The 22,496-nt window shown below is 62.2% G+C and carries 21 protein-coding genes, 1 tRNA gene and 1 pseudogene; 8 read left to right on the forward strand and 15 right to left on the reverse strand.

The window, feature by feature from the left end:
• Positions 1-16: 16 nt before the first annotated feature.
• The 5 genes from ABWI03_RS21680 to rfbA all read right to left on the reverse strand — a co-directional run bounded on the left by ABWI03_RS21680 (position 17) and on the right by rfbA (position 3,963).
• Positions 17-1,108: a S1C family serine protease gene (locus ABWI03_RS21680; protein ID WP_095969684.1), complete on the reverse strand. Its 1,092-nt coding sequence runs from the start codon at positions 1,106-1,108 to the stop codon at positions 17-19.
• A 69-nt stretch (positions 1,109-1,177) separates the two neighbouring features.
• Positions 1,178-2,008, reverse strand: a complete 831-nt coding sequence (locus tag ABWI03_RS21685; RefSeq protein WP_296553156.1) for a glycosyltransferase family 2 protein — start codon at positions 2,006-2,008, stop codon at positions 1,178-1,180.
• Positions 2,005-2,475 (reverse strand): GtrA family protein, encoded by a 471-nt coding sequence (locus ABWI03_RS21690; RefSeq protein WP_296553157.1) that lies wholly within the window; start codon positions 2,473-2,475, stop codon positions 2,005-2,007. Before ABWI03_RS21690 ends, ABWI03_RS21685 begins: the two co-directional genes overlap by 4 nt.
• Positions 2,475-3,086: a dTDP-4-dehydrorhamnose 3,5-epimerase family protein gene (locus ABWI03_RS21695; RefSeq protein ID WP_296553159.1), complete on the reverse strand. Its 612-nt coding sequence runs from the start codon at positions 3,084-3,086 to the stop codon at positions 2,475-2,477. The genes ABWI03_RS21690 and ABWI03_RS21695 overlap by 1 nt, the downstream gene beginning before the upstream one ends.
• A gap of 1 nt (position 3,087) precedes the next feature.
• Positions 3,088-3,963, reverse strand: a complete 876-nt coding sequence (gene rfbA / locus ABWI03_RS21700; RefSeq protein WP_020905793.1) for a glucose-1-phosphate thymidylyltransferase RfbA — start codon at positions 3,961-3,963, stop codon at positions 3,088-3,090.
• A gap of 107 nt (positions 3,964-4,070) precedes the next feature.
• Between rfbA and rfbB the strand changes: the two genes are divergently transcribed.
• Positions 4,071-5,078: a dTDP-glucose 4,6-dehydratase gene (gene rfbB, locus ABWI03_RS21705; protein ID WP_296553163.1), complete on the forward strand. Its 1,008-nt coding sequence runs from the start codon at positions 4,071-4,073 to the stop codon at positions 5,076-5,078.
• Here the strand turns inward: rfbB and ABWI03_RS21710 are convergent.
• Both ABWI03_RS21710 and ABWI03_RS21715 read right to left on the reverse strand, forming a co-directional pair.
• Positions 5,075-6,001, reverse strand: coding sequence for an NAD-dependent epimerase/dehydratase family protein (locus ABWI03_RS21710; protein WP_296553165.1), 927 nt, complete (start codon positions 5,999-6,001; stop codon positions 5,075-5,077). The two genes, rfbB and ABWI03_RS21710, sit on opposite strands and share 4 nt — an antisense overlap.
• Before the next feature lie 2 nt (positions 6,002-6,003).
• Complete coding sequence (locus tag ABWI03_RS21715; RefSeq protein ID WP_296553167.1) at positions 6,004-7,032, reverse strand: glycosyltransferase; 1,029 nt, start codon at positions 7,030-7,032, stop codon at positions 6,004-6,006.
• A 108-nt stretch (positions 7,033-7,140) separates the two neighbouring features.
• On the opposite strand from ABWI03_RS21715, the gene ABWI03_RS21720 reads away from it, so the two are divergent.
• Positions 7,141-7,821 carry a class I SAM-dependent methyltransferase gene (locus ABWI03_RS21720; RefSeq protein WP_296553169.1) on the forward strand — a complete coding sequence of 227 codons (681 nt, stop codon included), beginning with the start codon at positions 7,141-7,143 and terminating at the stop codon, positions 7,819-7,821.
• Here the strand turns inward: ABWI03_RS21720 and ABWI03_RS21725 are convergent.
• Entirely contained in the window at positions 7,776-9,995 is a 2,220-nt protein-coding gene (locus tag ABWI03_RS21725) for a hypothetical protein (protein ID WP_298776653.1), read from the reverse strand. The two genes, ABWI03_RS21720 and ABWI03_RS21725, sit on opposite strands and share 46 nt — an antisense overlap.
• A 136-nt stretch (positions 9,996-10,131) precedes the next feature.
• On the opposite strand from ABWI03_RS21725, the gene ABWI03_RS21730 reads away from it, so the two are divergent.
• On the forward strand, positions 10,132-11,985 hold the full coding sequence (locus ABWI03_RS21730; protein WP_298776650.1) for a glycosyltransferase: 1,854 nt from the start codon (positions 10,132-10,134) through the stop codon (positions 11,983-11,985).
• A 3-nt stretch (positions 11,986-11,988) separates the two neighbouring features.
• Here the strand turns inward: ABWI03_RS21730 and ABWI03_RS21735 are convergent, their stop codons facing one another.
• The 6 genes from ABWI03_RS21735 to ABWI03_RS21760 form a co-directional block, all read right to left on the reverse strand.
• Complete coding sequence (locus ABWI03_RS21735; protein WP_296553174.1) at positions 11,989-12,816, reverse strand: TylF/MycF/NovP-related O-methyltransferase; 828 nt, start codon at positions 12,814-12,816, stop codon at positions 11,989-11,991.
• A 46-nt stretch (positions 12,817-12,862) separates the two neighbouring features.
• Positions 12,863-13,933, reverse strand: a complete 1,071-nt coding sequence (gene rsgA / locus ABWI03_RS21740) for a ribosome small subunit-dependent GTPase A (RefSeq protein ID WP_298776647.1) — start codon at positions 13,931-13,933, stop codon at positions 12,863-12,865.
• A gap of 197 nt (positions 13,934-14,130) precedes the next feature.
• Entirely contained in the window at positions 14,131-15,027 is an 897-nt protein-coding gene (glfT1, locus tag ABWI03_RS21745; protein WP_021342493.1) for a galactofuranosyltransferase GlfT1, read from the reverse strand.
• The gene (gene wzt, locus ABWI03_RS21750) at positions 15,024-15,830 is read right to left on the reverse strand and encodes a galactan export ABC transporter ATP-binding subunit Wzt/RfbE (protein ID WP_296553180.1); all 807 of its coding nucleotides are present in this window, start codon (positions 15,828-15,830) and stop codon (positions 15,024-15,026) included. Before wzt ends, glfT1 begins: the two co-directional genes overlap by 4 nt.
• A gap of 10 nt (positions 15,831-15,840) precedes the next feature.
• Positions 15,841-16,713, reverse strand: coding sequence for a galactan export ABC transporter permease subunit Wzm/RfbD (gene wzm, locus ABWI03_RS21755; RefSeq protein WP_296553182.1), 873 nt, complete (start codon positions 16,711-16,713; stop codon positions 15,841-15,843).
• A gap of 64 nt (positions 16,714-16,777) precedes the next feature.
• Positions 16,778-17,347 carry a bacterial proteasome activator family protein gene (locus tag ABWI03_RS21760; RefSeq protein WP_095969514.1) on the reverse strand — a complete coding sequence of 190 codons (570 nt, stop codon included), beginning with the start codon at positions 17,345-17,347 and terminating at the stop codon, positions 16,778-16,780.
• A gap of 132 nt (positions 17,348-17,479) precedes the next feature.
• Here ABWI03_RS21760 and ABWI03_RS21765 point away from each other — a divergent pair, with 132 nt between their 5' ends.
• On the forward strand, positions 17,480-18,682 hold the full coding sequence (locus tag ABWI03_RS21765; protein ID WP_124566822.1) for a cysteine desulfurase-like protein: 1,203 nt from the start codon (positions 17,480-17,482) through the stop codon (positions 18,680-18,682).
• A gap of 15 nt (positions 18,683-18,697) precedes the next feature.
• Here ABWI03_RS21765 and ABWI03_RS21770 read toward each other — a convergent pair whose 3' ends face one another.
• Positions 18,698-19,687, reverse strand: a complete 990-nt coding sequence (locus ABWI03_RS21770) for an NAD(P)H-quinone oxidoreductase (RefSeq protein ID WP_298776640.1) — start codon at positions 19,685-19,687, stop codon at positions 18,698-18,700.
• Here ABWI03_RS21770 and ABWI03_RS21775 point away from each other — a divergent pair.
• The 4 genes and pseudogenes from ABWI03_RS21775 to ABWI03_RS21790 all read left to right on the forward strand — a co-directional run.
• Complete coding sequence (locus ABWI03_RS21775) at positions 19,686-20,924, forward strand: alpha-hydroxy-acid oxidizing protein (protein WP_298776638.1); 1,239 nt, start codon at positions 19,686-19,688, stop codon at positions 20,922-20,924. The genes ABWI03_RS21770 and ABWI03_RS21775 overlap by 2 nt on opposite strands.
• Positions 20,925-21,052: 128 nt before the next feature.
• Positions 21,053-21,478 (forward strand): MarR family winged helix-turn-helix transcriptional regulator, encoded by a 426-nt coding sequence (locus ABWI03_RS21780; protein ID WP_020968140.1) that lies wholly within the window; start codon positions 21,053-21,055, stop codon positions 21,476-21,478.
• A gap of 50 nt (positions 21,479-21,528) precedes the next feature.
• Positions 21,529-21,618, forward strand: a tRNA-Ser gene (locus tag ABWI03_RS21785).
• 693 nt (positions 21,619-22,311) lie between these two features.
• Positions 22,312-22,496 (forward strand): annotated as a pseudogene (locus ABWI03_RS21790) (MspA family porin); the annotation flags it as partial.

Here is a 22,496-nt window from a genome sequence, read left to right on the forward strand (position 1 = left end):
CCGGCGGCTTTCACGACTAGCGAGGTGGTCCCTCGTCGAGGACGAGGGAACCGGTCCCGGGTTGCCCCGTTGCATCCACCCACGTCACTGCGACGGTGTCGCCGGGGCGGTGCGAGCTCATCGCCGCATTGAGATCGGCCGACGACGCGATCCGGCTGCCACCGAACTCCGTGATGACCGCACCTTTGGTGAGCCCCACCCGCTCGGCCGGCGAATCGAAGCTCACGGCAACAACTTCGGCGCCGGCCGGCATGTCTGCGTGGTCCTTCACCGCGACACCGAGCACGGGCGTCGGCCCCACGCGCACGGTTTCGGAGGAGCGGCCACCGAGTACCTGATCGACGATCGGTAGTGCCGTGTCGATCGGTATCGCGTAGGACTGAGGCGCCGGAGAGGTTTCGGTGCGGTCGGTGACGGCGTTGCCCGCGCTGCTGACGCCGATCAGTTCGCCCACGGCGTTGACCAGCGGGCCACCGGAATCGCCCGGCCGGATGTCCGCGTCCACCTCGATGAGGCCTTTCAACTGGTTTCGCGATCCGTCGGACGCGTTGCGGGTGTTGACGGTGACACCGAGGTTGGTGATGACGCCGGGAGCTGGGACGGGTACGCCGCCACCTTCGGCATTTCCGATTGCGGTGACGGCGTCCCCGCGAGCGGCTTCCGCGGACTTCCCGACCACTGCCACCGGCAGATCGGTGGCGCCCGCGAGGCGCAGGACGGCAAGGTCGCTGACGCTGTCGTACCCGAGGATCTCGGCGTCGTAGATCAACCCGTTGGACATGCTGACGGCGGTGACGTCCGAGGCTCCGCTGATGACGTGGTGATTCGTGAGCACCACCCCGTCAGGGGAGAGCACGATCCCGGTCCCGGCAGTGGTGGTGAATCCGGCCGGCGCCGTGATGGTGACGATGGTGGGGACCACCCGGGCCGAGAGCTCCTCCGGAGTGAGTGGAACAACGGGCGCGGGTGGGGTGGTCGTGATGACCGTGACGGGGGCGGACTCGATCGTGCCTGGAGTCAGGGGCGGGGCGACCAGCGCGAGACCGCCGAGGCCGGCTGCGAGAACGACGGCCGTCCACAGGCCGCGTCTGCTCGCGCGTTTGGTCATCCAGCCGTCCGTCCCGCCGGTCGTCACCCCATCGAGTGTGAAAGGTGAAGATTACCCAACCGGCAACGATCAAGACATGCGATGGCGCAACAGCATGTAGACGCCGCGACGCATGAACGAGGTGGCGAGTGCGCGTGCGTCGCCGATTCGGACGTCCATTGCGGAGACGAGAGTCGGATCCGATTCCCGGAGATCTTTGTGGAATGCCGCTGCCTGGCGCGCCTGATCCTTGGCCAGACGCACACTCCACTGTCCGGCGTTGACACGGAAGGACGCGAGGGGCTTGGCGATCGCATAGACGTCGCCTTGGAGTGCGACGGCGGTGTACGTGGCTTCGTCGATGACGTACGGGTTGGTGTCGTCCCACCATCCGATGGCCTTCAAGGCGGATCGCTTCATGAGGACACATCCGGGCTCGCCGAAGATGTTCGCTCCTGCCGTTACGGTTTTTCGGGCCGCGTCGCGCCCGGTGACCAGTCCCTTCAACCCTGCAAGTCCGCGCGCGGAGAGGATGGTCTTTCCGTTTGCATCGACCAGTTTGCGTTGCGATGCCACGAGTACCACCGAGGGGTGCTCGTCGAAAGCCGCGACCTGTTCCGCCAGGCACTCGGGGTAGATGGTGTCGTCACCGCACACCAGTTTCAGGAGCTCCCCGTTCGCGGCTTCGCTGACCCGGTCCCAGTTTCGCTTCGCTCCGCCTCCGGCCTCGGTCGAGAGGATCTCGATTCGCGGATCGTCGGCGTATCGTTCCAGGACCTTGACGGTGTCGTCGGTCGACGAATGATCCGAGATGATCAGCTCGAAGTCCTGGTAGGTCTGATTCAGGATCGAGTCGATCGTCTCGGCAATGTAGTCGGCATTGTTGTAAGCCGGGACGACGACGGAAACACGCGGAGTCATGAGTTGCCTGTTCTCTTGTTTCGACTGAACGAGAAATCGCGGTAACCGAAGAAGCTTGCTGTTGCGGTTACCGCAGTGATGACGAGTTGTGACGGGATAGGCGGAAAGTGCAGGACCGAGACCGCAACGGTCATCAGTGCGAGGTTGATCACGAAGGCGCCGAAGTTGACGACGACGAACCGCCAGAAGTCACGCAGGAAGTGACCGCGAACTTCGAAGACCAGGTAGCGGTACATCGCAAAAGCACACAGCAGGTTGCAGACGTACCCGGCGACGATCGCGAAGTGGTAACCGAACTGATCGCCGAGCGCGATCTGCCAGGCAATGAACCAGGCAGTTCCGAGAACTGTGTTGACTCCGCCGACGAGCAGAAACGCAAGGGCCTGATTCTTGACGACGCGCATCAACGGACCCGGCCTGCCGGTCATTCCGGCGGGGGGTGTTGCAGTCGAATCCGGTGAAGCCATCAGCCTTCGCCGAACGTGGGCAGCAGCCCGGCCGACACGGCATCTCGAAGCGACGGTGCTGCTGTGTCCTTTGCGGACAGCGTGATGTTCAAGGGCTCGCCGCCACGGCCCACTGTGGGCCAGTCGATCGCGATGTCTGGATCGAGGGGATGGACCTCGTGCTCGCGTTCGGGGGCGTATCCCGTCGAGCACAGGTAAACCACTGTCGAGTTGTCCTCGAGGGACAGGAAGGCGTGCCCCAGCCCTTCGGACAGAAAGATCGCTCTGCGGTCGACGTCGTCGAGAAGGACCGAATCCCATTCGCCGAAGGTCGGCGATCCCACGCGGAGGTCGACGGCGATATCGAGGATCGCGCCTTTGACGCACGTGACGTACTTGGCCTGTCCGGGAGGGACGTCGGCAAAATGGATGCCGCGTAGGACACCGGCAGCGGAGACCGAGCAATTTGCCTGTTGAAGATCGAGCGTGCGGCCGGTGATCTCGGAGAATCCAGGTTCGCGGAACCATTCGAGGAAGACTCCGCGGTCGTCGCCGAACTGCTTGGGTGTGAATTCCCAGGCCCCTGGCACTTTCAGTTCGCGATACTGGCTCATCACGTGAGTATCTGCCATGTCACCAGTCCTTGCCGCGGTCGAGAAGTTCGAGAAGGTATTTTCCGTATCCGGATTTGAGGAGCTTCTCAGCACGAATGCGTAGCTCGTCGTCGGTGATGAATCCGTGCCGCCAGGCAACTTCTTCGGGCGCGCCGATCTTGAGTCCCTGGCGCTCCTCGATCGTGCGCACGTAGTTCGACGCGTCGAGAAGCGAATCGAAAGTTCCGGTGTCGAGCCACGCGGTGCCGCGAGGAAGTACTTCGACCTGGAGGCGACCAGCTTCGAGATACGCACGGTTGACGTCGGTGATCTCGTATTCGCCGCGTGCCGATGGTTCGAGGTCCTTGGCGATGGCGACGACGTCGTTGTCGTAGAAATACAGGCCAGGCACCGAATAGTTGGAGCGCGGGTTCGCCGGCTTCTCCTCGAGCGAGACGGCTTTGCCTTCGCGGTCGAACTCGATGACTCCGTAAGCCGTGGGGTCCGAAACCCAGTACGCAAATACGGCGCCACCGTCGATGTTCTCGAAGCGCGTGAGCTTACTACCCAGACCTGGGCCGTAGAAGATGTTGTCGCCGAGGACGAGGGCCGCGGATTCGGAACCGATGTGGCCGGCCCCGAGTACGAATGCTTGTGCGAGACCATTCGGCTCGTGCTGGATCTGGTAGGTCAGGTCGACGCCGAACTGCGAGCCGTCGCCGAGCAACCGCTGGAACTGCGGTGCGTCGTCTTCTGTGGTGATGATCATGATGTCGCGAATCCCGGCCAGCATCAGAGTACTGAGCGGGTAATAGATCATCGGTTTGTCGTAGACGGGGACCAGCTGTTTGCTCACGCCGAGCGTGATGGGGTGCAACCTCGACCCCGTGCCGCCCGCCAGAATGATTCCGCGCATGCCTCGAAGTGTTCCAGTGTTCGCTGGAGAAACAAATCTCGGGCGCACGGTATCGTGCGTGGCCGGTAGGTAGATCGGTTCGATTCGGTGATCGTGGAGGCGCAAACGTGAGAGTTCTCGTGACTGGCGGTGCAGGCTTCATCGGCGCCAATTTCGTCCATCAGACGGTGGCAGAGCGTCCCGATGCCGAGGTCACGGTGCTCGACGCGCTGACCTACGCGGGCAACAAGTCTTCGCTCGATTCGATAGCCGACCGCATCACGTTTGTTCACGGCGACATCACCGACGCAGTGCTCGTAGACGAACTGGTGAGCGCCGCCGACGTCGTCGTTCATTTTGCCGCCGAGTCGCACAACGACAATTCGCTCGCTGATCCGTGGCCGTTCGTGCAGACCAACATCGTGGGAACGTTCACACTCCTGCAGGCTGTGCGCAAGCACGACGTCAGGTACCACCATATTTCCACCGACGAGGTGTACGGAGACCTCGAACTGGGCGATCCGGACCGTTTCACGGAGTCGACCGCGTACAACCCGTCGAGCCCTTACTCGTCGACCAAGGCATCGAGCGACATGTTGGTGCGCGCGTGGACCCGTTCGTTCGGTGTCCGGGCCACCCTGTCGAACTGCTCGAACAATTACGGCCCTTATCAACATGTCGAGAAGTTCATCCCACGGCAGATCACCAATGTTCTCGCCGGATTGCGTCCCAAGTTGTACGGCGACGGTTTGAACGTCCGTGACTGGATTCATGTCGACGACCACAACAGCGCGGTCTGGGCGATCATCGACGGTGGCCGGATCGGTCAGACCTACTTGATCGGCGCTGATGGTGAGGTGAACAACCGAACTGTCATGGAGTCGATTCTGCAGATATTGGGCCGTGGCGCCGACGAGTTCGATTTTGTCACCGACCGCCCGGGGCACGACGTGAGGTACGCGATCGACTCGAGTCTGCTGCGCGAAGAACTGGGCTGGTCACCACGCTACGAGGACTTCCGTAGTGGTCTGGAAGCGACAATCGACTGGTACCGCGACAACGAACAGTGGTGGCGTCCGCAGAAGGACGCGACCGAGCAGGCATACGTGGCAGCCGGCGAGAAGACCACTTCCTAGCGTGCAGCCAGATTGCGGCGGATGGAGTCGAGGGTCGACGCTATCCCGGCAGGCAACGGGCGATGTGTGCGCTGGTCCAGATCAGTCCACACGATCGATCGTAGCCGTAGGTCTCGGGCTTGCGCCGAAGCGAGTGGAGAACTGGCGAGCACAACGTTGGGGCGTTTTCTGAAGACGGTGTGGCACGCGCCGAGGATCGCCCCGATGGTGACGCTGCGTCCGGACGCGTAGATCTTGGTGACCGTCGGTTCCTGCGACGCTTCCGCTCGGGTGAAGCTGTCGACCACCATTTCGGCCGCGTCGGAGACGTAGACGTAGTCCCGAAGCGTGTCCATGGGAACGTAGATCGAAATGGGCATCGACAGCAGATAGCCTCGGCAGAGGTGCGAAATCAGGCCTTGGGGTTTCGCCAGATTCTGACCCGGGCCGTAGAGATTTGCGAATCTTCCTATGACAGTGCGGGTTCCGCTTCCGGAGCCGAATTCGCGAACAATCGATTCGGCATCGAGCTTTGCTCGCCCGTAGTCGGCCAGTGGATTGGTCGCGCTTGTTTCGGTGTGCGGTGCTCCGGGAGCTCCGGCGTAGACGCCGCCGGCAGACGAAGCGTGGAAGACGGTCCCGACGCCTGCGTCCGCCGTCCCCAGCTCGTCGAGAACGTCCTTCATGAGTTGGTTCTCGCGAGCGAATTCGTCACTGCTCGTACCGTTCACACCTGCACCGGCGCACCACGCCATTCGCCACGGGCCGCCGGCGGCGTCAGTAACCAGTTTCCTGGCATCGGCGAACAGGATTTCTCTGGCCAGAGTGGGTTCGCCCCACGGGACGCGGCTGGTGCGGATGTCGGCCCCACGGCGCTCGAGTTCGCGGGCCACGGAGCTGCCGAGGAGGCCGCCGCTGCCGACTACCCACGTGGGGACATTCATTGTTATGCGGGTGGCTCGGTGGCGTTCCGACGCCCCAACGGGCCTGACGCGGGGTCGCTGACGATGAGGTACGGCGGCTTTCCCATTGCCGTCTTGACCGCGACACCGATGTATTCGGCGATCACACCCAACGAGAAGAGCACCGCCCCGAAACCGAACAGCATTACGATCATCGTCGACGCCCATCCACGTACCTCGACGCCGGCATCGAAGAACACGTACGACGCCAACACGTAGAGGACGATGACGAGACCGCCGACAGCGAACAGGAAGCCGATCAAGCTGACCATTCGCAGGCCCTTGGTGCCGCTGGAGAGAACCATTCGCCAGAAATGCGACAGCAAGCTTCTGAGGTGATATCCAGATGCGCGTCCGCGTTCCTCCCGCAATTGAACCGGGCTGGTGGTGACCTCGCCAGCGATCCATCCGAGGGCCACATCGAGGTACGCCTCTGATCCGGCGTAGGCGGCGACCGACCGTCCGACCTCTCCTAGGACGAGTCGGAAGCTTTGATACTTCACCGAGTTCTCGGACGAGAGAATTTTCGTGGTCAGCCATTTCGACGACTTCGACGCTGCGTTGCGAAGGGCTCCGTGGGGTGCCGCGTTCACGGGCTGCGCGTAGACGAGGGTGGCCTGTTGGTCGAGTGCAGTGTCGAGGAGTCCACCGATGTCAGCCGGGTCGTGCTGGCCGTCTTCATCCATGGTGACGACCCATTCGCCTCCACTCGACGCCATTCCCGCCAGTGTTGCCGGGTGTTGGCCGAAGTTGCGTGAGAGCCAAATGGGTCGGATGAAGTCGTGTCGTCTCGCCAGTTCACGGATGACGGCAGCAGATCCGTCCGGACCGTGGTCGAAGACGAGAAGGACTTCTTCGACGACCAACGGCCGCCCGCCGGGAGTGATCTGGGTTTTCGTCAGGGGGAGTATCTCGTCGATGAGTGCGTTGAGAGTACGTTCGCCCTGGTAAACCGGCACGACGACGGAAATTCGGTGCGGTTGCACCGACTCGGGTGTGCCATCGGTCTTCACAGGCGGGGAGTGTATACGTCGCCGTGGGTCGGCATCTCGGCGTGGGGGCGTACATGTCGGCGAATCGTGAAGTTATGATCCGGATCACTCGACGAAAGTGAGTCTTCAGTGGCCGAGTTCGAAGATCACACCAACGATCGACGCGAGAACAATCGTGAGAACACCGGCGTTCCGGGGAGAGCCGATATGGGTAGCGGTGATACCACCGACACCGAGTACACGGCCCGGTTGCGTGAGCTACAAGGCGCTCGATGGAAGCGCGTTCTGAACGTGCAAGCGCCGTATCAGTGGAATATCGGACGTTTCCTCGGCGGACGGAAGGTGCTCGACGTCGGCTGCGGGATCGGCCGAAATCTGCGAAATCTTCCCCCTGGCAGTGTCGGGGTGGACCACAACGACCATTCGGTGGAGTTCTGTCGATCGCTCGGTTTCGAGGCGTACTCGTCGGCGGAATTTCATTCCGAAAGCGATCAGCGAACCTTCGACGGAATGCTGATGGCGCATCTCCTCGAGCACCTGCCGGCGGGCGAAGCTTCCGGCATCGTCGCCGAGTACCTTCCATACCTGGAACCGGGCGCGACGGTCATGTTGATCTGCCCCCAGGAACGTGGCTTCGCCAGCGATCCCACGCACACCGTCTTCCTCGACGGCGTCGACCTCGAAAAGATCTGTGCAGACAACGGCCTTGTTGTCAGGCGCTCGCTGTCGTTCCCGTTTCCGCGGTGGATGGGGAAGCCGTTCATCTACAACGAGTCTGTGGTGATCGCAGAGGTTCCGTCCCGGCTCTGACGCCTGTCGCGGTAGTAGATCACGGAGAGGCCGGCAAGGAGAACGATCCCGAAGCCCATACCGACATAGCCGATCCGCTGTCCTGGGGAACGGAAGTTGATCACCAGTTCGGCGTTGTCGGTGCCAGGCGGTAGATCGACGTAGAGGTACGTTCCGCCGAGGCCCTTGGTTGGGATGGGTTCGCCGTCGAGGGTCGCGGTGTAGCCCGGCCATGCCAACCGTGCGAAGACCACGCTGCCACCGCCCGGTGAGCTGACTCGTACACGCTCGTTCTTGACGCTCATGTACTCGGACTGCGCGTCGGCATTGACGGTTGCCGACACACGGCCCGGTTGACCGGAGATCGGGCCGGCGTCGCGTTCGAGGATGTAAATCTGGTCTTGGGCGACCTCCGGCACTTCTGCCCAGTGCCACCCGGGCGGGGCGGGCTCGTTGTCCGCGCCCGGGTACTGCTTCCGTTGAAGGACGACGCGGTCGAGCAGCATCAGGTCTGCGCTGGTTCGCCCGGTGTATTCATCCGGCCTGAACACGTTTCGGTAGGCGTCGTCGCACGTCGAACCGTCGAATCCCATGCACAGCAGTGATGCGAAGTCGGCGTGGCCGACCGGGGTGTACGCGTTCACGTAGTCGAGATCGAGGACCTTCGCGTAGTTTCCGTATACCTGCGAAGTCCACGGGAGTTCTGTCGTTTCGGCGTCGATTCGGATCAGCGCACGATTGCCGAGCTGGAGGGTCGTGCCCGGGAAATCCGGAAAGTTCGCCTTGGCTTCGGATTGGCTGGTCGGCAGATACCACTTGTTCAGCGCCTGGGGATACGCGATCACTTGATACAGAGTCACCGGAGCGATGGTGAGAATCAGTAGACCTGCGATCGCCGGGGCGCCGTATCTACGACCGAGATAGATGGCAAGTGCTCCGACGGCGATGATCACGACAGCCCATGTGAGATGTCGGATGAAGTACTGCGGACCCGAAGAACTGGCGCGGATCATCAAGACGAACACGATCAACGATGCAGCGATGACGCGTGATCGCAGTTTGTCCAAAGTCCCGAATCGGCTCAGCAGCACACCGAGTAGTACCAGGGAGAACACCGCGACGAAGGGAAGTAGTCGCGCCGGCCACCGAATCTGGCCGATGTCGCTGGGACCTGCGGTGAACAGCAGAATGAACGCCAGCAGAAGCAGCGGGGTTACCAAATCTCGCAGTGACCCTTGTGCTTTCCTCCAGCCGATGAATGCCAGTGCCGGTATCGCGAACCAAGCGATGTAGGTGATCGGTGCGTAGGTGGTCTCACCTGTCCAGGACTCGATGCTCGAGACCGACGAAGGAATGCTCGCCGTGAGTGTTTCCGACCACGGAGCGGTCAGGAAGTTGTCGTTGAATGTGCCTTCTTCGCCGGTGCGCCAGGTGACGGCCGAGGAGAGCAGACCGGGAAGAAAGGTGATCGCGCCGCAGGCGGCCGCCGAGATTCCGACAATCCCGAGCTTCACCGTCGTCCGCCATTGCGGACTGCGGATGTATTCGCCCACCATCACTGCCCCGACGGTCACTCCGGCCATCAACGCCGCATGGACGTATCCGACGCTGATCGCGAGATAGAGGAAGACGAACACGGGTACCGGCCCCGACCGGCCGCGGGCGTAGCGAATTCCGCTGGCCCATGCCTGCACTACCCACGCCATTCCGATCACCGACGTAACCCACGACGGGTACTCGAAGTACAGGGTGAACCCGGCAAAGGGCACTGCGCTTCCGGCGACGGCCGCCCAGTAGGGGCGCGCGCCGTATTCAAGGCAGACTCGATAGACGCCCCATCCGAGGATGATCGCGAATGCCAACTTCACCAGCGTGGCCAGCAATGCAAGATTGTCGACGGACGGTGCGATGTAGTTGATGAAGATCTGGACCGGGTTCCACAGCCCACCCTGGCCTTCGACCGGATAGTTTCCGGCCATCCACTGATCCAGGACCAGCGAAGGGAATTGGCCCTCTCGCATCAGATGACCCAGCTGAACCCAGTTGCCCACCGCACCGGATTCGGTGTCGTCGACATAGAAGTAGCGAGGGTCCACCGTGACGATCGCGAAGAATGCGAGGCACACGACTGCTGGGATCACAGCGCCCCAGCTCCAGCGTTCCCGACGGGTGGGAGCGGGTAGTTCGAGTGTCAAGGGATCTCCAGGTCGCACGGGTGGATGCACCAGAGACAGTAGCCGAGGCTGTGTTTTCGAGTTTCGGGGGTAATTCCACCTCGGATACCCTGCGAGTGACAGGTACAGCTTTTTCAGGATTCACGGTAGGAGTCATATGCCCGAGCAGGTAAAGGTGGGGGTGCCGGAGAACGGGCAGGTCAAGGCTCACCGTTTGGTGGTCCAGCGCGGCGTGTTCGTCGGGATGTCGCCGATAGTCAACGACGACCTGTACGTCGAGTTCCGGAAGGGCTCCGGTGAGCGGACCCGGCACCGAGTTGCTCTCGACAAGGGCGCGCGGATCAGCACCAACACCTACTTCGGGCGTTTCGCCGCCAGCTACTGGCAGCGGTGGACGACTGTTACCGAGGTCGAGGCATCGCTGCGAATCGAGAGCGAGGGCCGATTCCGCGTCCGGATGGTTGCTTCGGATATCGCCGGGCATCGCCGCATTCTCGAAACCCGCGACGGATCGGGGTCCTCGGAGGTCACGTTGACGTCACCGTTGGACAAGTTCGTCGACGGTGGCGCCCTCTGGATCGAGGTGGATTCTCTCGACGCTCCGATGACGATCGACCACTTGGAATGGACCGTGGCGGCTCCGGAGACGGTTCGCCCGGTCTCGGTGGCGATCTGCACCTTCAACCGGGCCGACGATTGCGCCGAGACCGTTGCTGCACTTGCTTCCGACGCCACGGTGCGTGACCTCCTCAGCTCGGTATATGTCGTCGATCAGGGCAACGACCTGGTGAAGGATCGGGCGCGCTTCACCGAGGCGGCAGACAAGCTGGGTGATAAGCTGAAATACCTGCAGCAGCCGAATCTCGGTGGAGCTGGTGGTTTTTCGCGTGGATTGTTCGAGGCCACATCTAACGGAACAGATCTCGCCGACGTCATCCTGATGGACGACGATATTCTCTGTGAACCAGAGACAGTGTTGCGCCTCAACGCTTTTGCGAATATGACGGTGGAGCCGACGCTGGTGGGTGCACAGATGATGTATCTGCTCAATCCCGATTTCCTCAATGTCGGTGCCGAAGACGTAGATCTGAAGACTCTCCATCACGGGCAGCGAGTGCCCAAGGCCCTCATCAACACGAGCATGCTCAAGAAACGACAAGAGCGTCGAGTCGATGCGGGATATAACGCCTGGTGGACATGCCTGATCCCAGCCGAGGTCGTCGAAGCCATCGGTTTGCCTGTCCCGATCTTCTTTCAATGGGATGACGTGGAGTACGGAATCCGAGCTCGGAAAGCAGGATTCGTCACCGTCACGTTGCCCAACGCTGCTGTGTGGCATGCCGACTTCTACTGGAAGGACTTCGACGACTGGGCGCGCTACTTCAGTACGCGCAACTCGCTCGTCGTCGGCTCTTTGCACAGCGACCTCGACACCAAGGGGCTCTCACGTCAGTTTTTCCGCCAGATCTCCGAATTCCTCGTCGGAATGCAATACGGCCTGGCCTTCACGACGCTGAAGGGCATCGAGGACTACCTCGATGGCCCGGAGGCGTTGCGGGACGGTGGCATCGAGGCGATGGCAAGTATCCGCGCCGGTCGAGCGCAATATGCGGAGACGATCAAACACGACGCTGCCACGGCGCCGGTTCCCTCGAACGAACTCCACACCGAGCGCGCCGGCGGCGAACCGAGCCTGATGCGAGTGATCCTGGTCAAGCGTGCGGTGGACCAGTGGTTGGGGCGCACCCGAGGCGGACTGATCAATATTCCGCGCGAAGACGCGCATTGGTGGCATATCTCGCGGTTCGACCATGTTGTCGTCACGGATGCTTCGCAATCGGGGGTACGTATCCGGCAGCGAAACAAGGCAACGGCGCGCGCTCTCGTGATCCGAACGGTGAAGCTACTGCGTCGATTCCAGAAGGAAGCCCCTGCCGTGTCGGCGAAGTACCGTGCTGCGATGCCGGAACTCACGAGCCGGGAGAACTGGGCTCGACTGTACGAGAAGTGAGCCTCAGCGCACTATCTTGACGACGACCTGCTCGTTGTCGACGGTGTACCCGAGGTATTCGAACGAGATGCCGGTGCGTGTGACGAACTCCGTCCACGCCCGGTACTCGTGCTGCTGCCACCCGGGATAGTTGAAGAACTCGTCGAAGACGACGATCGACCCGGGTACCAGTCGGTCGCCGAGGAGGTCGAGCACCGTCTTGGTGGACGAGTAGAGATCCGCGTCGAGGTGCAAGAAGGCAACGGGGCCGGATTCGTCGTTCAGGAACGAGGGCAAAGTGTCCTCGAATAGGCCCGGAACCAATTGCGCTCCAGGCACTTCGGGGACGGATTCCTGAGCGAACTCGCCCACCGGGAACCCGGTGCGCCACGTTTCCGGAAGGCCGGAGAAGACGTCGAAACCTGCGACGGTCCCTTCACGTTCGGTGAATGCTTCCGCGACGATCCTGAGTGTGGTTCCGCTGGCAACGCCGAATTCGAGTGCCATGCCGGGGATTTCGATCAAGCCCAGTGCATGGCGCAGCGTGTCGTGCGGGTGGCCGAATGTCTCCGCGACTCGAAGGTGCTCGAGGATGAACTCGGCCGTCGACGCCGTCGCTTCCAGGTCCACGGCGTAGGCCAGATCCCGACGCTGACGAAATTCCAGCTCGTCGATCCTGGACCGGAGGCCCGCGATGTCACCGCGGGCCTCGGCCAGTTCGTCACGTGAGAGAGCCAGCGCGTCGAGGATCTGTTGCGTGCGGTCTGCGTTGTGCCGGTCGGCGGCCTCGACCACCTCGGATACCGCACGCTGAAGCTTGGTCCTGGCGCTGGAACGGAACTGCTCGAACATGGCAACCTCTCGTCGGGATCACTCCCATGCTGCCAGGCTTTCTACGCTACCGGTCCCGACCGCGGTAGTGACTCTTGAGCTGTCGGGAGATCACCTTGATCTCTCGCGTCCTCTCTGCCTGCAGACGAGCATCGCTTCGCGCGGCGTTCCACGCATTCTCTCGCTGTAGTTTCCGGTAGCTCGCGAGTCTCCGCTCGTCGATATCACCGCGCCCGAGTGCGCTCAGGACCGCGCATCCCGGCTCGGAGTTGTGTGCACAGTCGGAGAACCGGCACTCTGCAATCAGCTCCTCGATCTCGGGGAACGTCTTGTCGATTCCCTCCGCCGCGTTCCACATGCCAACCCCTCGCAGGCCAGGTGTGTCGATCAACGTCCGGCCGCCGGAGAAGGGGATCAGTTCTCGTGTGACGGTGGTGTGGCGTCCCTTTCCGTCGCCGGTTCTAACGCGGCCGGTCTCGAGTCGATCGGCACCTGTGGTGTCCGCGAGGAGTGCGTTCGCGAGCGTCGACTTACCGGCGCCGGATGGACCGAGTATCGCCACGGTGCCGTCCAGAACTGCATCGAGTACATCCATTCCTTCGTTGGTCTCGGCACTGACGGCCAGCACTGTTGCGCCGGGCGCGATGGCGCAGACTTGGGTGAGAGTGTCGGAGATATAGTGAGCTGCATCGGATTTGGTGAGTGCGACGATAGGTGTTGCGCCGCTCTCCCAGGTGAGTGCGAGTAGCCGCTCGATGCGGCCGAGGTCTACGTCGCCGTCCGAAGCCGTGGCGATGACGACTGTGTCTACGTTCGCAGCCAGAATCTGGCCTTCTGATTTTCCGGATGACGAGGAGCGGACGATGCTGCTCGTTCGGGGGAGTATCGAAGTGACCGTGTGCATCTCGGGTTCGCGGGAGTCCGGTATCTCAGCGACGGTCACCCAGTCACCCGTGCAGAGCGGATCGCCGCCGCTGAGCGCGCGAACTGTGCCTCCGGCGACGGCCACGTCGCACCGGCCGCGGTCGACACGAAGAACGCGCCCGGGTGCGGAGTCCGGTGGGGCGAGGGTAGTGAATGTGTTCGAGAGTGTTGCGTTCCAACCGTATTCGGTCAGGCGCGTGTTGTTTTCCGACATGGTGATTGTGTCCTCGAGTACGAAGAAGTGTGAATGTTGACGGCGCTGAAACTGCGGAACACGACAGTCATCAATACTCACTCCTCGTACATCTCGGGACGCACCATGCGTCGGATCAGAATCGTCTCAGTCGCGGTCGCGACTGTGCAACTGATTTAAAAGAGATCGGCCAACTGATTCAACTCAGGACGACTGACTCAACTCGGGCGTGCGAACTTCTCTTCCCGGCCGAGTTTGCGCAGTCGCATCCACTCGCGCAGTCCTGCCGGATCGCGACGGGTGATCAGGAAGTACCAGCCGAACCGAACCCATTCCTGCGGAAGCAGTTTCCGCATTCCCGGCTGGGAGAGGATGTATCCACGGTTGCGGTACGTGAAGTAGCGCTTCGTGTCGTTGTCGGGGTACTGCGTGTGCATGCGACCGCCGAGGATCGGCTTGAACTCGTCCGCGCCGTTGGGGTGGACGTAAGCAGTTTGCAGGCAGGTACCGAACTTCAGGCCGGAGCGGACGAGGCGACGGTGTACCTCGACCTCGTCGCCGCGGACGAACAGGCGTAGATCCGGAACTCCGACGGCATCGATCGCGTCGGCTGTGAACAGTGCGCCGTTGAAGAGAGACGCGATGCCTGGCAGGAGATCCTCGTCGCCGAGCTCGGAACGCAACCGGCGCCACGACGTGCCGCGGCGCAGTGGGAACGCGAGGCGGTCAGGGTTGTCGATGTCGCAGACGACGGGGGAGACCTCGGCCAGGTCGTTCCGAATTGCACAGTCGAGCAGTGTTTCCAGGACTTCGGGTCCCTCCGGGCGGCCGTCGTCGTCGGCGAGCCAGACGCGGTCGGCACCGAGCGAAAGTGCGTAGAGAATGCCCAGAGCAAATCCTCCGGCACCGCCGAGGTTGTGCTGAGAACCGATGTAACTGGTCGGCAGTGGAGCGTTGTCGACGAGCTGTTTCACATCGGCTTCGTCGGCATTGTCGACGACAACCAGATGATCGAGCGGCCGCGACTGAGTGCTGAGGACCTTCAAGGATTCGGCCAGCAGTTCACGGCGCTTGTGCGTGACAACCACCCCGATGATTTTCTCGGGTGCGCTCACGGGGTGTTCTCCCGTTCCATTTCCTTGATGACGTGGCGGACGTGTTCGGCGGCATCGTCACCTTCGTAAGCGCGCACGACGTCTTCGATGTCGCCTTGCATGCGGATCTGTCCGTGGTCGATCCACATCGCGCTGTTGCACAGCTGGGCGAGGAATTCGTTGGAGTGGCTGGCGAACACCAGGATGCCTGACCGCTCGACCAGTTTTTGCAGCCGAACTCTGGCCTTCTTCATGAATTCGGCGTCGACGGCACCGATGCCTTCGTCGAGTAGCAGGATCTCGGGATCGATACTGGTGACCACGCCCATAGCGATGCGAACGCGCATGCCGGTGGAGTACGTGCGCAACGGCATGTCGAGATAGTCACCGAGTTCTGTGAAGTCGGCGATTTCTTCCATCTTCGCGAGCATCTGCTTGCGGGTCTGACCGAGGAACAGGCCGCGGATGATGATGTTCTCGTAGCCGGAGATCTCGGGATCCATGCCGACGCCGAGGTCGAAAACAGGTGCGACACGTCCGCGAATGCTGGCGGATCCTCGGGTGGGTTCGTAGATCCCGGAGAGCAAGCGCAGCAGGGTGGACTTTCCGGCGCCGTTGTGGCCGACCAGCCCTACACGGTCGCCCTCTTTGAGCGTCATCGTGATGTCTTTCAGAGCTTCCACGACCACGACGTCAGAACTGTTACGGCCGATGGCGCCACCTGCTTTGCCGAGGAATGCCTTCTTCATCGACCGGGACTTCGCGTCGAAGATCGGGAAATCGACGCAGGCGTTGTGCGTTGAGATGTTCACATGTTCGGTCATTGCGATGTCCCTAAACCCAGTAGGGCACGCGGGCCCGGTATTTGCGAAGCGCCAGCAATGCGACGACCCAGCCGACCACCGTGATCGTGATGACGATGTACCAGTGGTAAAGCTCTTGTGGCTGCCCGATCATCGGTGCGCGGACGATGTCCAGGTAGTGGAACAGCGGATTGAGCTCGGCGATCTTTGCACGATCTCGGACTGCGCCGCCCTGAGCCTCGAGGCTTTGTGTTGTCCACATGATCGGTGTCAGCACGAAAAGCAGCAGCGTCAGCGAAGACAGAATCGGTGCGATGTCACGGTATCGAGTGGCGAAGATTCCGAACACGATCGAGACCCACAGTGCGTTGAGCACGATCAGTCCCAGCGCCGGGATCGCAGCCAACGACGCCCAACTCAGGTTCCGCCAGACCCCGAACGCCACCACCATGATCACGTAGATCAGGAGGTTGTGCGCGAAGAACAACATCTGCCGCCACACCAGTCGATAGATGTGCACGCTCAAGGCCGACGGCAGCTGTTTGATCAGGCCTTCGTTGGCGACGAAGACTTCGGAGCCCTCGATGATCGAGGCATTGATGAGGTTCCAGACGATCAGGCCCACCGTCACGTACGGCAGGAACTCCTGGAGTGGCATGTCCAGCAGGGCCGCGTACAGAATGCCGATGGCGGTGGCCTGAACGCCGGTGGCGATCGTGATCCAGAACGGTCCGATCACCGACCGGCGGTAGCGCTGTTTGATGTCCTGCCAGCCGAGGCTGAGCCACAACTCACGCTGATTCAGACCGTCGCGAAGGTCTTTGAACGCACGACGGAACGTCTGGGAGTCGGACACGGGCGCAGGTGCGTCCGGCGTCTCGGATTCGATTGCGGATGCTGACACGGAGGTCGAGCCTACCGGCCTGGCGTCGGCGCCGGATTTCCCGCGGACTTCGTGGTGGTCCGGGTTACAGATACTGGCCGGTTCCCGGGCTCTGTTGGTCCGGATGCGCAGGCGAATGCGGAGCCCCGATGCTCATGCCGGGAGGCAGCGCGCCTTGACGCATTTGTTCGAGCTGAGCGCGTGCTGCCATCTGCTGGGCGAACAGTGCGGTCTGAATTCCGTGGAAAAGTCCTTCGAGCCAGCCGACGAGTTGGGCCTGCGCGATGCGCAGTTCGGCGTCGGAGGGAATGGAGTCGTCGGTGAACGGGAGGCTCAGTCGCTCGAGTTCTTCACGGAGTTCGGGTGCCAGGCCCTGTTCCAGTTCTCGGATGGACGACGTGTGGATGTCCTTGAGGCGCTTACGGCTGGCGTCGTCGAGCGGTGCGGCGCGCACTTCTTCCAAGAGTTGTTTGATCATCGTGCCGATTCGCATGACCTTGGCCGGCTGCTCGACCATCTCGGCGACGGACTCGGCTTCTGTTTCCGCGCCTTCGGTGGTGCCGGAGGTGGCGGCTTCTGCCTCGGCAGTCGGCATCGCGACGGGTCGACCGTCTGGTCCGATAACGAGTACCTGCTCTTTGTCGGGGTTCGTCATGCTTCCATCTTGTCGTGTGTGGGCGACAAACGCCGCTTAACCCCCAAAAAGTTAGCTATCGAATAACTGTACTGGCGGGTAATTGGGTGACTGCCTTCGACTAAGCGGGCGTCTGCACCTAGAGTGTCGAGCATGGCTTACGACGTTGCCCGCGTACGGGGGTTGATTCCCTCACTCGGTGACGGCTGGATCCACCTCGATCCGCAGGCCGGAATGCAGATCCCGGACGCCGTCTCGCGGACGGTCTCCACCGCGTTCCGTGCCTCTGCATCTTCTTCCTCCGGTCGCCACGTCTCGAACCGTCGTAGTGCTGCCATTCTCGAGAGTGCGCGCACCGCTGTCGCCGATCTGGTCGGCGGAGATCCTGCGGGAGTCGTTCTCGGATCAGACCGAGCGGTGTTGTTGGCTTGGCTCGCCGAGTCGCTGAGTTCGCGGTTGGGCCTCGGAACCGGTCTGGTGCTCTCGCGCCTCGACGAAGAGGCGAACGTCGCGCCCTGGCTCCGTGTGGCCAGTCGTTACGGCGCTCAGGTGCGATGGGCCGAAGTCGAAATCGAAACGTGCGAGCTCCCGAGTTGGCAGTTCAACGATCTCATCACCTCGACTACTCGCTTGGTGGCCCTGACGGCCGCGTCGCCGATCGTCGGTTCGGCTCCGAACGTCCGTGCCGCAGCTGATCGTCTGCACGAATTCGGTGGGCTGATGGTGGTCGACGCCGTCGGAGCAGCGCCATATGCGCATGTGAACATGGCTGATCTCGGAGCGGACATCGTTGCCGTCAGTGCACCGTCGTGGGGCGGTCCGCAGGTGGGCGCGCTCGTCTTCCGTGATCCCGGACTGCTCGACCGAATTCCGGCCGTGTCGCTCAATCCGTATGCACGTGGCGCCGAGCGACTCGAGGTGGGCGGTCATCAGTTCGCGCTGCTGTCCGGTCTCACGTCGTCGATCGATTTCCTCGCGGGCTTGGACGAATCGGCAACGGGAACCAGGCGTGAGCGCCTCGAAACCTCGATCAGCTCGCTGCAGGACTACCAGGACGGTCTGTTCGATCACCTCATGCGTTCTCTCGCAGCCCTGCCCAACGTGATGGTGATCGGCGGCGCACCCACGCGGGTGCCGACGCTCAGCTTCACGCTCGAGGGGATGGCGGCAGACAAGGTCGCGGCGCACCTGGCCGACAAGCGCATCGCGACGGTCAGCGGCACGCACGGTGGTTCCAGGCTGCTCGACGCACTCGGTGTCAACGACGAAGGCGGTGCCGTCACCGTCGGCCTCGCGCCGTACACGACTCGGTACGAGATCAATCAGCTGGTCGCCGAACTCGGCGCCCTGGGCTGATCGACCCCGCTCGGCTCACTTGACGGTGAGGATGACCTTGCCTACGGTTTCCGGCGAATCCAGCAATTGATGGGCTAATGGTGCCTCGGCGATCGGAAGTTCGGTCGACACGATCGGTTGAACCGATCCGTCGGCGATCAACGGCCACAACTTCGCACGGACGTCGGCGACGATGTCCGCTTTACCGCCGGGTCCGGTGAGCGGACGCCCGCGCAGTCCCGTCGACGTGATGTTTCCGCGCTTTCCCATCAGCTTGGCGATATCGACTTCGCCCTTGCGGCCACCCTGCATTCCGATGATCACGACGTGGCCGTCCATGGCGAGTGCGTCGACGTTGCGCCCGAGGTACGACGCTCCCATGTTGTCCAGAACTACGTCCGCACCGTGGTTGTCGGTGGCTTCGGCGAGTGATGCTACGAAGTCGCTGTCGCGATAGTTGATGAGAATATCCGCGCCCAATTCGCGGCAGCGGTTCAATTTTTCCTCCGAACCCGCGGTAACTGCGACGCGGGCGCCGAGGGCTTTGCCAACCTGGATGGCGTGGGTGCCGATTCCGCCGCCACCGCCATGGACGAGGAGGACCTGTCCGCGTCGTAGGCCGCCCCGCATCACGACGTTGGACCACACCGTGCACGCAACTTCCGGCAGTGACGCTGCGACTCGGAGATCGACGCCCGCGGGAACGGGGAGAAGTTGTGTTGCCGGGACCGCAACCTTCTCGGCGTAACCGCCGCCGGCCAGCAATGCGCAGACTTCGTCGCCGACGGACCAACCGGTGACGTCTTCGCCGAGTTCGACGATCACGCCCGAGCATTCGAGGCCGAGGATGTCACTCGCGCCGGGCGGCGGCGGGTAGAAGCCTTGGCGTTGGAGCAGGTCGGCGCGGTTGACCGCCGTCGCGGCGACCTCGACGAGTACGTGCCCGCGAGGCAGTTCGGGATCGGGCTGCTGCGCCCATTTCATGACCTCGGGACCGCCGGGCTGATCGATCGTTATGGCGTACATGGATACGACGCTAGCGAATCTCCCCGCTGACGCGTGTTTTGCCGCTACCGTCGCGGACGTGACTTACTTCGGGAACATGCAGAACGAGATCTATCTGACGGGACTGAGCGGCGCGAAGCCGGCTTTGCCGATGACTGCGGCGGGCTTGGAAGATGCCGCGCGCGAGCAACTCTCACCGGAGGCTTTCGGGTACATCGCCGGTAGCGCGTCGACCGAACGGACCGCGGTGTCGAATCTGCGGGCGTTCGACAAGCATGCGATCGTGCCGCGGATGTTGCGGGGGACTGCGGCGCCCGACGCGCGCGATCTGAGCGTCGAGGTGTTGGGGACGCGGTTGGCTGCACCGATCCTGACGGCTCCGGTGGGCGTGCTCGGCTTGGTCCACGACGACGCCGAGGTTGCGGTCGGTTCGGTCACTGCCGAGTTGGGGATCGGATCGATTCTCTCGACGGCGGCGTCTTCGACCATCGAAGACGTAGCGGCGGCCTCGGGCGATAACTGGTGGTACCAGCTGTACTGGCCGGCCGACGACGAGCTTGCCGAGTCGTTTGTCCGTCGGGCCGAGACGGCGGGCGCGAAGGCAATCGTCCTGACTGCCGACACTCCCGGTATGGGTTGGCGTCCAAGGGATCTCGAACTCGGTCACCTCCCGTTCCTGCAGGCGAAGGGTATTGCCAACTATCTGTCGGATCCGGTGTTCCGCGCAAAACTGGCCACACCTCCCGAGGAGTGTGCAGAAGCCCTGCAGATCGCGGTTCTGACGTGGGTGTCGTTGTTCGGCAATCACGCGGTGCGGATCGCGGATATCGCGAAACTTCGCCAGTGGACGACACTTCCGATCGCGGTGAAGGGAATTGTCCATCCCGACGACGCACGTGAGGCCGTTGCGGCCGGCGCCAACGGCATTGTCGTGAGCAACCATGGTGGGCGTCAGGTCGACGGGTCGATTTCGGCACTCGACGCTCTCGGTCCCGTCGCTGATGCGGTGGGGCATGAGGTGGACATCCTGATGGACTCCGGAATTCGTTGTGGCGCAGACGTAATCAAGGCTCTGGCCTTGGGTGCCGATGCAGTGCTGTACGGGCGGCCGTGGGTGTACGGGTTGGGATTGGCCGGAGCGGACGGAGTGCGTCATGCATTGCGCAGTTTCCTGGCAGACCTGGATCTCACCATGGGGCTGGCGGGGCTGGCATCGGTCGCCGAAATCGATTCCTCGATCCTCATGTCCAATTCGTGACTTTAGGGTGAGTCTTACTGTGACGGGCGGACACAGGTCTAAACTTGGAACCTGTGACAGCTGAAGCGACAACCGAGGAGACATCGCAGGCGGCGCACGGTGAGACACCGTGGCTGACGCCATGCGAGATGCGTGCATGGCGCGGTTACATGGACGGTAATCAGCGCCTCATGGAGGTTCTCAACCGCGAACTGCAGGATTCACACGACCTGTCGTTGGCCGATTACCGCATTTTGGTCATGCTCTCGGAGTCAGCTGACGGGTCGTTGCGGATGAGTGACCTGGCAGACGGCGTGCTGTCTTCGCGGAGCCGCCTGACGCACCAGATCAGGCGGATGGAATCTCAGGGCATCGTCGTGCGCGACACTTGCGTCGAAGATGGTCGCGGCGTGCTCGCGCGGATCACGGAAGAGGGTAGGCGTCGCCTCGCCGAGGCGGCACCTACTCACGTGGCCGGGGTTCGGAACAATCTGGTCGATCTGCTGACTCCCCAGGAACTGGACGTGCTGGCAGACGTCTTCGAGAAGGTCGACAAAGCCATCGGCGAGCGCTGACTCTGGAGCCGTTTTCGCGGTCCGCGGGAACACCCGATAGGATCGCCCACGGAAGCGTGGCAGAGCGGCCGAATGCACTCGCCTTGAAAGCGAGCGTGGCGTTAAACCCACCGGGGGTTCAAATCCCTCCGCTTCCGCCAAATGTTCGTTGTTCAAACCCAGCCCGCGCGAAAGCGTGGGCTGGGTTTTTTCGTGCCCTACGAAGCGCAGGAGCGTCGAGGAGTCGGATGTGTAGCAATCTTTGCCGCCCTGGGGTCGCCGGGTGAAGCAATGGCTTCGCCACTTCGGTGCTACGTCCGATGTTGCGGCAATCTGCCGGTTCTCGTTGTGCTGTGGTGAACGATCAGCCATTGCGGCGCTCGGCGACGAGAGTTCCAGGTGATCGCATCGTGCGGCTGGTGGTCAATTCGATTCCCTCCTTGGCTAGATGGGCTCGTGGTTTACGCGGCCTCCTTGCGCTTGGTGTCCGAATGAGCTGCGCGCCACCAATTAACTGTTGACCGTTCAATAAGTTTGCGTGGCCATATCGCCAGAGACCACGGTGCATTCAATCTGCTGAAATGCTCCGGATCGTGCCTTGTTTGCACATTTGCTCGACTGTCACCAATGGGCGGATGGTCCAAGTTTGGTGTCGTTCGCCACATTGGGACCTAAGTCCCATTCCCTGCTCTGAGCCATGTCGATATGTATCTGTTACCGGAAGTTCACCCTAAATCCAAGATGGGGGAGATGGCGCGCTGGCGGGCAAACAGGACGATTGGTACCGTCCGGTAACTAATTCAGTTAGTTGTCGGCTACCGCTCTGGTTGCTGTGTCACGTGGAGGAGCAGTTCATGTCGATCGAATCGCAAAACGGCGTATCCCATCGTCGATCGAGGGCCGCGGTAGGGCTCGCGGCGTGTGCGGTTGCCGCGCTGTCGTCGGGTGTGGTCTTCGCAGGGAGCGCATCGGCAACGCCGACGGCGTTGGCGGACAAATTCGCGAGTACGGTCACCGATGACGGCTGGTCGTTGGATCT

The sequence above is a fragment of the Rhodococcus baikonurensis genome, from assembly GCF_040489275.1.
Classification (GTDB): Bacteria; Actinomycetota; Actinomycetes; order Mycobacteriales; family Mycobacteriaceae; genus Rhodococcus_F; species Rhodococcus_F baikonurensis.

Excerpts from the sequence above, each read along its gene's own strand:
- ABWI03_RS21735 (WP_296553174.1), bottom strand. The coding sequence starts at position 12,816 with ATGTTCGAGCAGTTCCGTTCCAGCGCCAGGACCAAGCTTCAGCGTGCG.
- ABWI03_RS21775 (WP_298776638.1), top strand. The coding sequence starts at position 19,686 with ATGGATACGACGCTAGCGAATCTCCCCGCTGACGCGTGTTTTGCCGCT.
- rfbA (WP_020905793.1), bottom strand. The coding sequence starts at position 3,963 with ATGCGCGGAATCATTCTGGCGGGCGGCACGGGGTCGAGGTTGCACCCC.
- ABWI03_RS21765 (WP_124566822.1), top strand. The coding sequence starts at position 17,480 with ATGGCTTACGACGTTGCCCGCGTACGGGGGTTGATTCCCTCACTCGGT.
- ABWI03_RS21690 (WP_296553157.1), bottom strand. The coding sequence starts at position 2,475 with ATGGCTTCACCGGATTCGACTGCAACACCCCCCGCCGGAATGACCGGC.
- ABWI03_RS21680 (WP_095969684.1), bottom strand. The coding sequence starts at position 1,108 with ATGACCAAACGCGCGAGCAGACGCGGCCTGTGGACGGCCGTCGTTCTC.
- ABWI03_RS21760 (WP_095969514.1), bottom strand. The coding sequence starts at position 17,347 with ATGACGAACCCCGACAAAGAGCAGGTACTCGTTATCGGACCAGACGGT.
- ABWI03_RS21695 (WP_296553159.1), bottom strand. The coding sequence starts at position 3,086 with ATGGCAGATACTCACGTGATGAGCCAGTATCGCGAACTGAAAGTGCCA.
- wzt (WP_296553180.1), bottom strand. The coding sequence starts at position 15,830 with ATGACCGAACATGTGAACATCTCAACGCACAACGCCTGCGTCGATTTC.
- ABWI03_RS21780 (WP_020968140.1), top strand. The coding sequence starts at position 21,053 with ATGCGTGCATGGCGCGGTTACATGGACGGTAATCAGCGCCTCATGGAG.
- ABWI03_RS21770 (WP_298776640.1), bottom strand. The coding sequence starts at position 19,687 with ATGTACGCCATAACGATCGATCAGCCCGGCGGTCCCGAGGTCATGAAA.
- rsgA (WP_298776647.1), bottom strand. The coding sequence starts at position 13,933 with ATGTCGGAAAACAACACGCGCCTGACCGAATACGGTTGGAACGCAACA.
- ABWI03_RS21730 (WP_298776650.1), top strand. The coding sequence starts at position 10,132 with ATGCCCGAGCAGGTAAAGGTGGGGGTGCCGGAGAACGGGCAGGTCAAG.
- ABWI03_RS21685 (WP_296553156.1), bottom strand. The coding sequence starts at position 2,008 with ATGACTCCGCGTGTTTCCGTCGTCGTCCCGGCTTACAACAATGCCGAC.
- ABWI03_RS21710 (WP_296553165.1), bottom strand. The coding sequence starts at position 6,001 with ATGAATGTCCCCACGTGGGTAGTCGGCAGCGGCGGCCTCCTCGGCAGC.